The organism is Xanthocytophaga flava, assembly GCF_030068545.1.
In the GTDB taxonomy this organism is placed as follows: Bacteria; Bacteroidota; Bacteroidia; order Cytophagales; family 172606-1; genus Xanthocytophaga; species Xanthocytophaga flava.
The window spans coordinates 154,649-168,919 of the sequence record NZ_JASJOR010000014.1 but is presented as its reverse complement, the minus strand read 5'-3'; the positions used below and the strand labels follow the sequence as shown (position 1 = coordinate 168,919).

The following is a 14,271-nucleotide window of genomic DNA, read 5'->3' as shown; positions in this document are numbered from 1 at the left end:
CTGTAAATAGTTATTCGCAGCGAGCAAGCTTTTTATTTCTTGTTTCCCTATCAGGAAGAAATAGCCTTTCATACGTATCTTTTATGTAGTCTGACCTATGTAATTAGTCCTGTATGGACATAGGGGATCAGTATGATTATTTAGAGCATCTGGTAGGTGGAATGGATGCAGGCTTTTGTAGGTTCGGGATTGGATGCTATTTTGTTTGGACCAGCCACATTGAAGACAAAACGTCTCGCTTTATCAATTGGACTACATACTGCCTAGAATTTTGGTCAATGGTGTTTGGGGTTTAAAAGCGGCTCGGAATCTGGATGGTAATCGTTGATAAGAGATACGAAACCAAAATAGAATTAAACAGCAATAAGCTATTCTATATGTTTTTTCTGCTTAATTCTACCCAGATAATTCCTGCAATCATCCAACTGAGTCCCACCAGATATCCCCCCAGGACATCACTCAGAAAATGAAACCCTAAATAGATACGGCTAAAGCCAATGAGTAAAATAATTCCTATACTTAGCGATATGATCAGCAATTGAAACGTAAAACGATTAATTTTTCGTATGATCAGATAAGCTAAAAACCCATAAAGTGCCATGGCAGTAGCAGAATGCCCACTTGGAAAAGAAAAGGTGCTGATGGGATGATAGGCCACATGGAGTGGACGGACACGTTGAAAGAATAACTTTCCCCAATACACACAGGCTCCCATGCCTATCATCACAGTGAGCCAGGCTAATACTATACTATATCGTCTTTGCCATATAAATCGTGTACTTATCGCTACCACCATACCAATGCTGATCCATTGGGAGGCAAGTTGAGTAGTCCCTAATAGTAGTATACTGATTGTAGAATTACGCCTTTGAAACAAAAACAGAGTAAGCTGCTGATCTATTCGTATCATAGGCTCAGAATTAACAATATTTTCAGCAATCTCTGAAAACAACAGACTATTCAATAGCAATATTATCACTAGAATAGTAAGGGGCAATCCTGTAAAATACTTCAAGGCCAAACGCTTCCTCAGGAACTGATAAACAGAGGGATATTTCTTTTGCAGCCAGTAAACAAACTCTAATTGATGTAATTGTTTCTGTAGGAATTGATATAAGTGAATAGTTTTCTTCATTTTCAACTAATAGATAGATTTCGTTGGCAGGCTTTTGCAGAAATGATTATCCTTAGCAATTATCCTTTCTTCCTATGTAAATAGCGCTGATGGATTTGGGGAACAATCCAGCCTGTGAAAGCCCCCATGGCATACCCAACCAATATATCGCTGGGAAAATGCTTGCCAGCCGCGTACCGACAATAGCCAGTAACAGCAGGCCAGACTACAGCATAGGACCATACTAATGGCTTCCATCTGGAGTCAGGATAATAATGAGAAAAGGTACTGGCTGTAAAAAATGACATAGCCGCTGTCATTGCCACATGTCCCGAATAAAAACTTTGTTTACTGTTACGGTTTAACTTAACATCCAATGGCACATCAGGATTGTATACATAGGGTCGGGGACGGTTTGTTATAGTTTTGGTCAATGATACCATTCCATAGGTAAGCAAGCCGGTTTCTACCTGCATAAGAAGGATAGAGCCAAACTCTTTTCGGGATTTTTCTGCACTCAGATAAAGCAAAGGTAAGCCTAGAGAAACTAAAGCCATTCCATCACTTGCCCTCTGGGCAAAAGCTGAGTAGCGATGGGTCGCATTGCGGTCAAAGATGAAAACAGACGAACTTTGAAGACTGGCTACTTTGCTCGCTGTCAGAGGTTTTTGGGATGCCTGAACGATTAGTGATAGACCAGACAAAGCGACTCCTGCCGAAAGAATCGGAATATGTATTTGCCGCCTCATCGAGTAAGGAATCTGATCGCTCAGAAAAAAACTATCAGTTTTGTCTGTAAATAAATCTGTTTGCTTTAAAAGTGTATTACCGGAGATAAGCTTATTGCCAGGGAATTCATTTCTGGTTATAAAGCTCATTTTTGTTATCTTCCGATAGGAATTGTCCAAATAAGAACTGTCTGACAGATGAATTCTGGAAAGAATTGTTTTATGATAGGACTGTATAAGATCTGAGTTCTGAGATGCCTGTGCATGAGAGGGTTGTGTCTGCAATAAACAAACCTGTGTGATACTGAATAACCCACAAAAAGGCAGGAGGCATTTAAAGATAGCTACAAAAAGTTTATAGGGCAGATTCATTGGCAAAAGAGAAATATTAAACAAGAGAAATAGAAATCCGTATAAATAAATAAACTGTTGTAGTCTTATTTACCGTTGAACTGACCACTAGCTTTTTAAATCATCGCTCTTATCAGGTAAGAATGCTATATACAAAGAGAGGATAATTGAATGCGCTCTAAAAACAATGAATAGAGGATGGCAATCAACATGACAATTCTGGAGAAATTCTGGATTTATGGTCACTACTAACTAAAAAAATAAATACATATAATCCGAAATCAGTTGATGCCGATCATTGTTTATTCTCAGCATAGAGATATATAGCTTAAATCATCTTAAGGGAAAAAAAATCAAAGATCAAGTAAACAAGAATAGAATACCATAAGTTTTTCTTGTAACATTTCAATACCAGGTACTACTCTACCCAGCTTTTTTCAGGTATTGATAATGAGTTGCTTGTATAGAGATCCATCGACATAATGCCTGTATTCTCATGTATATAGTCTCAGCTATAGCCTGTTGGTTTCTCAACATTTCTCTTATGGAGTCAATGCCCTTGCGGGCAAAACTTTTAGCTTTGTAACCATGATTCTTTGTTTTTATCTTTTGTACTTTTTTATGTATATACAGGCCATACTGATACACATACTATAGGCTATGCTTACCAAGGCAATTAATTTTTTGAGTTTAGATAATGATTTTACATGTGACTTCTCTAAGTCAAATCCTCGCTCTTTGAACGTATGAAAAACCGTTTCTATAGTCCACCTTCTTTGATATAACTGCCCAAGAAAATCTACTCTGGCTGTTCCAAATAAAAACAGAAAATCTCCATCAGCTAAAGCTTTTACCCACACCTGTCCCCATACTCCATCTACCAGGCAGTCTTTGAGCAGCAATGCCTGCCCTGCCGGTAAAGTTAACTCCTGCAGACTCAACTCCTGCCCATCCAAACGGTGAATCAGATGAGGTTTAGGTAATCGCATAACAAACAATAAGTCATTGTCTTTTAAAAACTTGATCCACTTATGGCTGACAAACTCCCTGTCTCCAATTACTAATCCAATCCGTTTTTTACCAAGTATCTTCAGGCATAGTTTGATAAGGTCTATTCTGTCCTGCGAAGAAGAATTTCCACTTTTGTTATCAAGTAGCTCCCAATATAAAGGTACCTGCATGGAATCCTTTCCGGCAATAACCATCAGCATATTTACCTGACAAGAACCGAAATCCCATTCGGTACGGTCAATGCACAAACGCAGTTTGCCTTTCGTGGGCAATAAACTCACAAGTAAGACGGCTACAAAAAAGTAATCTATTTCCACTTCTCTGAAAAAGTCCTGAATCCTGACCTCGTTTGAGCTTTGCTTTGTCATGGAGATGTTGGGCTATTTCTGCGAATTGCACATTTCTGCTTTTTATCAATCCTATCACAAATTGGCAGATAAACTTTTTCCTGGCCAAATTCTGCACGATTGGTATTTGTGTCAATACTTTGCTAATTTGCTCTATGAGGCTTTGCTTCATGGAAGGAAATGGTTTTGTAGTTTAGTCACCACAAAATTCATCCTTCCCTGCTTTTTTACCTAATTTTAGTAGGGTAGAGTATACAAGGAACATCTACCTTATCAGAAATCACCTTATCAGCAATAGATCTGGAAAGCAGAACCGAACAAATAAAATTGGAAATAAACCTGATTCTGAAGCAATTAAAAACGATGAAAAAAGTAGGAAGTAAACAAACCATTTCAGATATACTCGATCAGTTGCAAATCTTGCATCAAATGCAAAAAGAGGTAGCTGATCTCTACTAAATTTTAGGACAGCAGACCTTATAGGGTACTCTTATATAGTCCTGATTACATGCGCTGATTCTTAGCATCTTCAAACTTGCATAAAATAGTGTTCATATCCAAAAAATCTCACCCCACTCAATGGTATCTGCTAAAGATCTAACCACCTGACTAGCCCTGCGCAGCGGGGTTTTTATGTTTGTTGGTTATTTGCAGGATTAAGGAATTGTTATCCTCAGGAATAGGTGTACCTGGCAGTAGAAAAGAACAAATGAAAAAACAATAATATAGCTGTAATAGTATAATTAGTGTAAAAACAGGTGTTCTCATTAAAGAATATATAAGAGCCTCATTGCAAGCAAAATCGTGTTAGTATTTGCCTTCCCAATAGAAAAGATAACTTCTCACTCAATACTGTTTCACAAACTTGTATAGTTTCTTTTTTACCTCTATTTCCCAACCCATAAATCCTTTCCTACTTACTGTTTTCAAATTATTTTCTTAAGGTATACTAGTGTTAAAAAGCCATGAAAAAAAGTAAATTAACAACCTGTTCCGGTAAGAAAAAGATAACACAACCATGATTTATGATTCGGCTTTTTCTGAACATCCTCTTCTACTTTTGCAGTCAAAGTAGACTGTCTACAAACATGTAGTAACAGAACTGGCCTCACAATAATCACAGACAATTTCTGATAATGAGAGGTATTGTATTCCCTCTCTAAAGGAACAGCTATGGAGCTGGAATATGGCTCCTTTTCAGGATAGAAGCCTCTTATCCTGAGATAAAAAAGTCTATCATTCCAGCAAAATATCATTTTCTTTTTGACTGCAATAACCCTGCTGACAGGATTTGTATTGCCTCTGCCAAACAGAGGTATAACCAACTCAAATCCGATCAGACTATTGATCCAATATCAGACAATTGATCTAATAATTGATCTTTTCAAAAGTTCTACCAACTTTTTCAATCAAACCGTTTACACACACACATGAAACAACAATCTACAAGACCTTATAGGTATTGGAGTATCTTTTTCTTCCTGTTCCTGAGCAGTTCTCTGCTTTCATTTGGTCAGGAAAAAGCTATTCGGGGTAAAGCAAGTGCTGCTGATGGCAGTGGCATTCCCGGAGTGAATGTACTACTGAAAGGGACTACCCGCGGAACAGCTACAGGCCAGGATGGAACCTATTCTCTTTCTTTGCCACAAACGGATGGCACATTGGTTTTTTCTGCTATTGGTTACGCTACCAAAGAAATCTCAATCGGGAGTCAAACAGCTATTGATGTAACTCTTGAGGAAGATACACGCCAGCTTAATGAAGTAATCGTAACGGCACTGGGTATTAAAAAAGAATCGCGAAATATTGGTTATGCCAGCCAAGATGTAAAAGGGGAAGATCTGGTCAAAGCCAGAGAATCCAATGCGGTTAATAGCCTGGTAGGAAAAGTGGCCGGATTAACAATCGGAAGTTCACCTGAATTGCTAGGAAGACCTAATATTGTTTTACGGGGTAATACGGATGTACTTTTTGTGGTAAATGGTGTACCTGTCAACTCTGATAGCTGGAACCTGAGTGCAGATGATATTGAAACCTATACAGTACTGAAAGGAGCTAATGCAGCCGCATTGTATGGATCAAGGGGGCTGAATGGAGCGATTGTCATTACCACAAAAAAAGCAAATAACAAAGGCTGGCAGGTTGATTTTAACTCCAGTACTATGATCGAAAAGGGATTCTTGTCTTTTCCAACTGCACAAACAGAGTATGGAAGAGGAAACAACTTTTTGTATGATGCTTTCAATAATAATACACTCTATGATTATGGCACCGGGTCTAATAACAGACGTTATCCGGAATGGGGACCTCGGTTTGAAGGGCAAGCCATCAAACAATATGACAGCCCGATTGATCCTATTACCAAAGAAAGAACCCCAACACCCTGGCTTGCCAGAGGAGTAGATAATTTGAAGCATTTTCTGGAAGCAGGTGTGCTTTCTACCAATAACATTTCTTTGTCTACTTCAGGTGAAAATTATGATATTCGTGTATCAGGCTCACATACCTATCAAAAAGGACTTTCTCCCAACACCAAGCTCAATGTAGACAATCTGAATGTGATGGCAGGAATTAACTTTTCTTCCAAATGGAGACTTGAGACCAATGTCAATACCAATATTCAGTATTCACCTAACATTCCGGATGTATCCTATGGTCCTAATAGCTATGTATATATGTTTGGAGTATATGGATCAGCTGACTATGATGTAAGAGACTTACGTGACTATTACAAAGCGCCTCTGGGGGTAAATGGTCTGATGCAATACAACTTTGAATACGGCAGGTTAAACAACCCTTATTTTATGGCTTATCAGTGGACTCGTGATCATCACAAAACAGATGTGTATGGATCTGCCAAACTAAGTTATAAAATCAATACGGATTTAGAGGTGAGCTTACGCACACAGGTCACTACCTACAACCAGAGCCGTTCTGAGAAAGTCCCGGCAGGTGCTAACCTGAATGCCTATACTCCCTGGTGGTATTTTGGATGGTATGGAGACTATCATGTGGATAAAAGAAACATGATTGAAAACAACACAGATCTGTTGCTTACTTACAATAAAAAACTGGCAGACTGGAATCTGTCTGCCCTGGCAGGAGGTAGTATGCGTCTGTTTAGATATGAATCTGTCTATGCTACAACCAAAGGTTTATCTCTACCAGGAGTATATGATCTGGCAAACTCCCGTCTGGCCGGACTATCGTATGATTTTGGTTCTCAAATGCACGTATACAGTGGCTATTATAGTGTAGACTTAGGATATAAAAATCTGTTTACTATTTCACATACCGGACGGGTGGATAATCTATCTACTCTGCCGAAATCTCACAATACATTCTACTACCCATCAGTATCAATCAGCAGTGTGATCTCTGATTATATAACTCTTCCTGTTGCCATCAGCTTTTTGAAAGTTCGTGCATCTTTTGCTGATGTAAAAGGAGGTGGTACCATGGCTCAAGTACCCTCTGCTTACATGATGATAACAGGAAATTCGACAGGTAGTAGTGCCTTGCTTGGGTACGGTAGCGAATTGTATTCTTCGTATGATGGTCCTAATTACTCACTACAATCCCAGGTTTCCAATGCTACCTACTACAATGGCACGCCTTCTATCAACTATTCTACTACTTTAATTAACTCCAAAGAGATAAAGCCTTTCAATATCGTTACCTATGAGGCGGGATTAGATGTACGCTTCCTACAAAACAGACTAGGGTTGGATGTCACTTATTTCACTACCAATAACGGTCCGGTAATTTCTGCAATTACCAATGATCCGGCTACAGGCTATACAGGAGGTCGGTTGACAACCAGCCTCACAACCCGTAAAAAAGGATGGGAAATAACCATCAAAGGCACACCTGTACAAACATCGAGCGGATTTAAGTGGGAGATTCTGGCCAACTGGTCAACTTATAGAGAGACACTGTTAAAAATTGGTGGAGGACTTGAATCATTCTCTCAAAATGGACATAAATACAAAGTAGGTGAAAGAATGGATGCCTTTTATGGAACTGGCTTTGTCAGAGATAACAAGGGAGATATTGTATTTGCCTCTACCGGTGGGCCTTTAAGTGCTACTCCTGCAGGTGTTGCCAATAACCAGTTTCTGGGTCATCTTAATCCAGATTTCACCTTTGGTATTAATAACAAATTCTCCTATAAGTCTTTCAGCTTCAGCTTTCAGTTTGATGGTCGTGTAGGTGGCAAAATTTATGACAGAACATGGTATCAGATGATGAACGGAGGAACTGCACCAGAAACCACACAAGGCGAATATGGTAAATCACGTTATAGTGAGTGGCAAAGTACAAGTAATGGTACAAAAGCAGTAACCCCTGCTTACGTAGGAAACGGTGTTGTGATCACAAATGGTACACCAAAATTTGAAGAAGGTAAAATTACCAACATGGATGAACTTACCTTTGCCTCCAATACCAAAGCCGTAACCACGCAAAGTTATCTGACAAGTCTTTTGGGAAGTAACTTTGATGAATATTATATGATCATCCGGACCTATGCCAAACTGAGAGAGGTTGTCATTAGTTACAAAATACCTGTTACACTATTTGGACGCTCAGGATCATTTGTGAAATCGGCGTCTGTATCCCTGATCGGTAGAAACCTGCTTTATTTTGCATCCCGGAAAGATTTCGATATAGACCAGTATGCCAGTGGCTACAATGCCTATACCCGGACAATAACCGGTAATAGTGGAAGTATAGATCTTTCCTCTCCTACTACCCGCCGATATGGCATTAACCTCAACTTTACTTTTTAATCAAGATATTCAGCTTAATCAAGCTACTCAGCTACATACATCATGAAACGTTATTTCATTATATTCTCTATTCTTGCCAGCATAGTGTTGGTAAGTAGCTGTAACAAGGAAGATTTGTCTCTGAACCCCAATGCAGCTGGTCCTGGCTCTACCATTCCATTGTCGCTTGTGTTTAACCGGTTAGGAAATGAATTGTACTATGGTGGTGGGGTTATGGATGGTAACTCAGGTTCTGCTAGTGAAACTCCATTTAGTCAGGTAATGCGCTGGAATCAGTATTTTGTTTCCAACTATGATTATTACTGGAGTAAAAACAGTTATACATGGTCTAATACGGCTACTAACTATGGCATGCTGAAATATGTGGTTTTGCTCGATGGACAAATATCCAAACAGCTGGGCACTACTCCTACCCCCTATGCGGCATTGAGTAAATTTTTCAGGGCTTACTCACTGATATGGTTTACACAACGTGTAGGTGACATTCCAGCCTCTGAGGCAGGTAATCCGGATAATCTGACTCCTCACTTCGATTCACAACATGATGTATACAAGAACTCGCTGGCACTTTTGGATTCGGCCAATACGGTTTTAGCTAAATTTGCACAGATAACACCTGGATCAACCATCGATGGGGATATTTATGGACTGACTTATTTGCAATGGCAGAAAGTAATTAATACCTATAAACTAAGGGTTTTAATTAGCTTAAGCAAACGGGCTACTGACAATGCCGATCTGAGTATTGCACAGCAGTTTGCTACAATAGTTAATAACCCTGATACGTATCCGATCATGACATCTACTACGGATAATCTTGCCTATAAGTACAATGCTGCTTATAATCAGTATCCTGCCTATCTAAATAAGGCCTATAATGCATATGCCAATGTAGGAAAAACCTACCTGGATTTAACGACAGCCAATCTGGACCCTCGTACTTTTATTGTGGCTACTCCGGCTCCGGCACAACTTACTGCAGGGAAAGTTATTAGTGATTTTTCAGCATATGTAGGTGCAGATCCCAATACAGCACAAAGCCAGTTATTTACAGAAGCTGCCAACGGTTTGTATTCTTTTAATAACTTCAATCGCTACTTTAATACAGCTGATGGCTCAAGCGCAGAACCCTATATTATCATAGGATATCCTGAAATGTGTTTTAACATTGCAGAAGCTATCAACAGAGGTTGGGTAAGTGGCAGTGCTGAAACCTGGTACAAAAATGGTATTAACGCTTCGCTGGCTATGTATGGAATCACAGAAGGAAAATCACTGACTATAGCTGATAACACAGGAAAATCACTGGGTACCGTGACAGCCAATCTGTCAGATTTTCTTGCGAAAGTAGCCTATGCAGGGGATAATGAAACAGGTTTAACCCAGATCCTTCAACAAAAATATGTAGCTATGTTTCACAATTCCGGATTTGAAGCCTATTATAACTGGCGACGTACCGGACAGCCAGCTTTCTCACAGGGAGGTGTAGGTATTGGGACTTCTGCTTATAAAATTCCGGTAAGATGGCAGTACCCGGTAGACGAACAAGTAGCCAATGCAGCCAATTATTCCTCAGCCATACAAAGTCAGTATGGAGGCAGTGATGATGTAAACGCTACCATGTGGCTATTGAAATAATAGTTTTTAACTCACTAATCCATTCTTCCTTTTTCATAGTAAAAGATTGCGACAAAAGTATCTGTGGCAATCTTTTACTATCTCCATTTAATGGATAAGATTAATTGATAAGAGGCTTAGTTCTTTTTCACGTAAACTCCTCTCTACTAATAGACCACTCTATGAACAAAAGTCTGACTGGAGTATTTGGCTGGCTTATACTTTCTGTTAGTTGTATAACAAACACAAGCTCAAACAACAGAAAATCAAACGACAGCAAGCTATCCAAAGATAATGGGGTATTTCAGTATCATTCATCCGATTGTCACTTTCTATTCAAACCATACAACGACTAATTTCAGTGATACCTATGTGGTTGGCTTTCCCACCGGAGTGAATATTCTAAAAAGTGAAAAGATTGGATTCAGCTTTGAAATAACGCCTTTTATAAGAAGTAACAGCAGTGAAAGCCAGGTAACACATTTCCTTTTCCATCCGGGTATATTATTTCGTTTCAAAAAGGGTTTCACCCTTACGGAACGACTTGCATTTGAAACCTCTGGCCGCTATGGTTTTACTACTATTTTCAGTAAAGTACTAATCAGAGGAAAATATACCAGCCTGTTTTTGGCAATACCTATTCCGGTTCGATTTGGAACACAAATACCCAGTGCTATTGGATCAGGTATACAAACAGGTTTAACATTTTAATAAATCATTACACCAGATCACAGACACAATCTATCATTTATTTCTAATGCCTTATTTTATGAAATTAAAAAATACGATCGTCTTATGGGCATTACTTGTTAGCCTACCCAATGTATATGCTCAAAGTCTAAAAATAGAACAAGTAAAAGAAAATACTTTTCATGTATGGGTAAATCCCAAAAGTAAAATAAGTTGGAACACTCAGCCTGATGTATGGAAAAACGCCAGAGCTTTACCCTTGAAATCATCTGAACAAGTTGTAGAACTGGCAGCGATACATCCTATTCTAAAAGAAGAAACAGGTAAAACTAAGTCTATGTATGCAGCCCCCAGAGCGATTATGCTGCAAGGTGCTGCCAACTTTCGTGATCTGGGGGGATATTTAACCCAGGATGGCAAACAGGTAAAATGGGGTAAAATGTACCGTTCCGCAGATATCAGCCATCTAACCGATTCCGATCTGAAAACCTTATCCGCACTACAGATTCAGATGGTATGTGATCTGAGGGGTGAACAGGAGGCTGCGAGTGCTCCTGATCGCTTGCCTGAAGGTACAGAAAGAATACTCTTACCTACAGGCAGTGAAAATATAACTGGAAATACAGGTGATTTTATGCGTAAAATTAAAACAGTAGAAAGTGCCGACTCAATGATGACTACTTTTTACACACGTACAGATCATCTGGGAAGAAAATATAAACCTGTTTTTGAACAGCTACTGAGCCTGGAAACCAATAAAGCTCTTATGTTTCATTGTACAGCAGGTAAAGATCGGACAGGTGTAGGAGCGGCCCTGATTTTGTATGCATTAGGTGTAGATGAGCCTACTATCATTGCTGACTATGAAGCCACGAATATCTATCGAAAAGAAAGCAATGAACGCTACATTCAGGCAATGGTAGGTCAGGGACTTGCCGAACCGGTAGCCAGAACCATGATGGCAGCCAAAAAAGAATATCTGCTGGCAGCTTTTGATGCGATAAAAAAACACTATGGTTCAGTGGATACTTTCCTGGTACAGGAAATTGGATTGACTCCTGAAAAAAGAGCTTTACTCCAATCACGTTTTTTGTATTAGTAGGTTTGTGTTAGAGGAAAAACGATTCAGCTCTTTGAGGCTATCTAACATATTTTTAAAGCGAAGAAAAGAGCAGGCTTTGTAGTGAGCCGAACATATTTTGAAGCATGTATCCAGTTGCTATGTACCGCAAACTAGTTAGTTTATAAGGACAGTACAAAACCTGTCCTTATAAACTAACTAGTTTCAGATATTCTATCCAGTATGTATCAGGTCTATTTTTCAGCAAGTATCTGGAGAAAGTCGCTTCCTGATATTAATTCTTTGTTACCTTTTGGGTAGGTAGGAAATTCGTATCCAAAATCTAACTAACTTATACCTGTGTTTAATCTACATATTAGAATAACTAAAAGGGGGTCAGGCCTGTGATTGCATGATAGGCCTGATTTTATTTTCTACAACATACTGTACTAAGTTCCTACTTTTGATCCATGCATTTCTCTGAACCATCTGCCTGGGCTCGAGAAGCATAGTTCCAAAGGTTCTTCAGTCTCTCTTAGCACCATGTAAAGCTCTGATTTACAATAGAAAATTAACAAAAGCTTAACTATATCTGCTCATCACCTATTCAGCTAAAATTCTACCTTAGTAAAAGACCGCTTTATCACTCTTATGGTAGCAATCGCATGAATGGGAGAAGCAATATAGCTTTGGCAACAATGATATGGTTCTTGTGCACTTTCCTGTCTGCATGTAGTAACTCTTCTCAGCCAATTCTGATTGATGGTTCAAGTACTGTATATCCTGTTTCGGAAGCTGTTGCGGAAGAGTTTCTGAAACACTATCCGGATGTTTCCATTGCCATTGGAGAAAGTGGTACAGGAGGAGGATTTGATAAATTTTGTCGTGGTGAAACCACTATCAATGATGCATCCCGGCCTATTACCTCTACAGAAAGAAAACAGTGTCAGCAAAATGGGGTTGAATTTATTGAACTTCCTGTAGCACTGGATGGCATTGTCATTGTGGTTCATCCTTCCAATCACTGGGTAAACCATCTGACGGTATCCGAACTCAAAAAAATATGGGAGCCTAAAGCACAAGGAAAGATACTTCGATGGAACCAGATCCGCCCCCAGTTTCCCAATCAGGAAATTCATTTGTATGGAGCAGGCATTTCCTCTGGCACCTATGACTACTTTACAGAAGCGATTGTAGGAAGAAAACAGGCTAGCCGGGGAGACTATACAGCCAGTGAAGACGACAATGTACTGGTAGAGGGAATTTCTACCGACCCGATGGCACTCGGCTACTTTGGACTGGCGTATTATACAGAAAATAAGGACAAGTTAAAGGCAATAGCTATTGATGATGAAAAACCAGAAAATGGAACGCAGCCTGTTGTTCCCTCTTACCAGAATATTGCTTCAGGATATTATCAGCCGCTTACCCGCCCTGAATTTATCTATGTACGTAACGATCGTACGCAGCAGCCTACAATAGCGAATTTTGTGCGATTTTATCTTCAACATGCCTCGCAACTGGTCAGGGAGGTAGGGTATGTCCCTTTACCAGATCAGGTATATACACTTGCCCTGAAAAGATTCGAACAGCGGCAAACCGGATCTGTATTTACCCGGAATCATAGAAAAGATGTACCATTGGAAAAGCTTCTTACTACCCCAACCATACATGAAGCTCACACGAAAGATAACTGAAAAAGGAATAGAGCTATTTCTGGCAGTCTGTGGTGCACTAAGTATTTTAACCACTCTGGGTATTCTGGCTATTCTTGTTAAGGACTCAATTGACTTTTTCGGGCAGGTATCCATTCTTGACTTTCTTACCGATTCACAGTGGACCCCCTTGTTTGAACAAAAACACTTTGGTATCAGAGCCTTGCTAAGTGGTACTGTACTTACTACAGGAATTGCTCTTATAACAGCCCTTCCTGTCAGCCTTATTATTGCCATCTATCTGAGTGAATATGCTTATTCAACGGTTCGCAGCTATCTCAAACCCTGTCTGGAACTACTGGCAGCTGTTCCTAGTGTTGTCTACGGATATTTTGCGCTAACCTTTGTCACACCTTTGTTACAAAAGCTAATCCCTACGCTTTCAGGTTTTAATGCTCTTTCGGCAGGTATAGTTATGGGAATCATGATTATTCCCCTGATTGCCTCTTTAAGTGAAGATGCCCTACAGGCTGTACCCGATACATTGCGTGAGGGATCAGCAGCCCTGGGTGCATCCAGATTACAAACATCGACCCGTGTAGTATTTCCTGCCGCCTACTCAGGTATTATGGTAGCTATCATTCTGGCAATTTCAAGAGCTATCGGGGAGACTATGATTGTCGCCATTGCCGCTGGCCAACAACCTCGTCTTACCTTTAATCCTTTGGTGCCTATTGAAACCGTTACAACGTATATTGTTCAAGTGAGCAAAGGGGATACTGCTCAAGGGTCTATTGAATACAAAACCATCTTTGCTGCTGGTCTGAGTTTGTTTGTTCTTACTTTTCTGCTCAATAGTCTGAGCTATTGGATTACCAAACGTTTTAGTGAAAAATATGAATAGTCAT

The 14,271-nt window shown here is 39.6% G+C and carries 9 protein-coding genes; 6 read left to right on the top strand and 3 right to left on the bottom strand.

Annotation, left to right across the window (positions count from 1 at the left end; translation table 11 throughout):
- Positions 1-373: 373 nt before the first annotated feature.
- The 3 genes from QNI15_RS20820 to QNI15_RS20810 all read right to left on the bottom strand — a co-directional run bounded on the left by QNI15_RS20820 (position 374) and on the right by QNI15_RS20810 (position 3,572).
- Positions 374-1,135: a phosphatase PAP2 family protein gene (locus tag QNI15_RS20820; RefSeq protein WP_314033323.1), complete on the bottom strand. Its 762-nt coding sequence runs from the start codon at positions 1,133-1,135 to the stop codon at positions 374-376.
- 59 nt (positions 1,136-1,194) lie between these two features.
- Entirely contained in the window at positions 1,195-1,992 is a 798-nt protein-coding gene (locus QNI15_RS20815; protein WP_314033322.1) for a phosphatase PAP2 family protein, read from the bottom strand.
- A gap of 803 nt (positions 1,993-2,795) precedes the next feature.
- On the bottom strand, positions 2,796-3,572 hold the full coding sequence (locus QNI15_RS20810) for a transposase (protein WP_314033321.1): 777 nt from the start codon (positions 3,570-3,572) through the stop codon (positions 2,796-2,798).
- Between the two features lie 1,409 nt (positions 3,573-4,981).
- On the opposite strand from QNI15_RS20810, the gene QNI15_RS20805 reads away from it, so the two are divergent.
- From QNI15_RS20805 to pstC, 6 genes are all read left to right on the top strand, one after another.
- On the top strand, positions 4,982-8,341 hold the full coding sequence (locus QNI15_RS20805) for a SusC/RagA family TonB-linked outer membrane protein (protein ID WP_314033320.1): 3,360 nt from the start codon (positions 4,982-4,984) through the stop codon (positions 8,339-8,341).
- A gap of 42 nt (positions 8,342-8,383) precedes the next feature.
- Positions 8,384-9,979, top strand: a complete 1,596-nt coding sequence (locus tag QNI15_RS20800; protein WP_314033319.1) for a SusD/RagB family nutrient-binding outer membrane lipoprotein — start codon at positions 8,384-8,386, stop codon at positions 9,977-9,979.
- 273 nt (positions 9,980-10,252) lie between these two features.
- On the top strand, positions 10,253-10,669 hold the full coding sequence (locus tag QNI15_RS20795; protein WP_314033318.1) for a hypothetical protein: 417 nt from the start codon (positions 10,253-10,255) through the stop codon (positions 10,667-10,669).
- A 58-nt stretch (positions 10,670-10,727) separates the two neighbouring features.
- Entirely contained in the window at positions 10,728-11,747 is a 1,020-nt protein-coding gene (locus QNI15_RS20790; RefSeq protein WP_314033317.1) for a tyrosine-protein phosphatase, read from the top strand.
- Between the two features lie 659 nt (positions 11,748-12,406).
- A complete protein-coding gene (locus tag QNI15_RS20785; protein ID WP_314033371.1) occupies positions 12,407-13,405 on the top strand; it encodes a PstS family phosphate ABC transporter substrate-binding protein in 999 nt (332 codons plus the stop codon).
- Positions 13,380-14,267, top strand: a complete 888-nt coding sequence (pstC, locus tag QNI15_RS20780; protein ID WP_314033316.1) for a phosphate ABC transporter permease subunit PstC — start codon at positions 13,380-13,382, stop codon at positions 14,265-14,267. The genes QNI15_RS20785 and pstC overlap by 26 nt, the downstream gene beginning before the upstream one ends.
- Positions 14,268-14,271 lie beyond the last annotated feature (4 nt).

Coding starts and splice junctions, on each gene's coding strand:
- QNI15_RS20820 (WP_314033323.1), bottom strand. CDS start 1,135: ATGAAGAAAACTATTCACTTATATCAATTCCTACAGAAACAATTACAT.
- QNI15_RS20815 (WP_314033322.1), bottom strand. CDS start 1,992: ATGAGCTTTATAACCAGAAATGAATTCCCTGGCAATAAGCTTATCTCC.
- QNI15_RS20810 (WP_314033321.1), bottom strand. CDS start 3,572: ATGACAAAGCAAAGCTCAAACGAGGTCAGGATTCAGGACTTTTTCAGA.
- QNI15_RS20805 (WP_314033320.1), top strand. CDS start 4,982: ATGAAACAACAATCTACAAGACCTTATAGGTATTGGAGTATCTTTTTC.
- QNI15_RS20800 (WP_314033319.1), top strand. CDS start 8,384: ATGAAACGTTATTTCATTATATTCTCTATTCTTGCCAGCATAGTGTTG.
- QNI15_RS20795 (WP_314033318.1), top strand. CDS start 10,253: ATGGGGTATTTCAGTATCATTCATCCGATTGTCACTTTCTATTCAAAC.
- QNI15_RS20790 (WP_314033317.1), top strand. CDS start 10,728: ATGAAATTAAAAAATACGATCGTCTTATGGGCATTACTTGTTAGCCTA.
- QNI15_RS20785 (WP_314033371.1), top strand. CDS start 12,407: ATGATATGGTTCTTGTGCACTTTCCTGTCTGCATGTAGTAACTCTTCT.
- pstC (WP_314033316.1), top strand. CDS start 13,380: ATGAAGCTCACACGAAAGATAACTGAAAAAGGAATAGAGCTATTTCTG.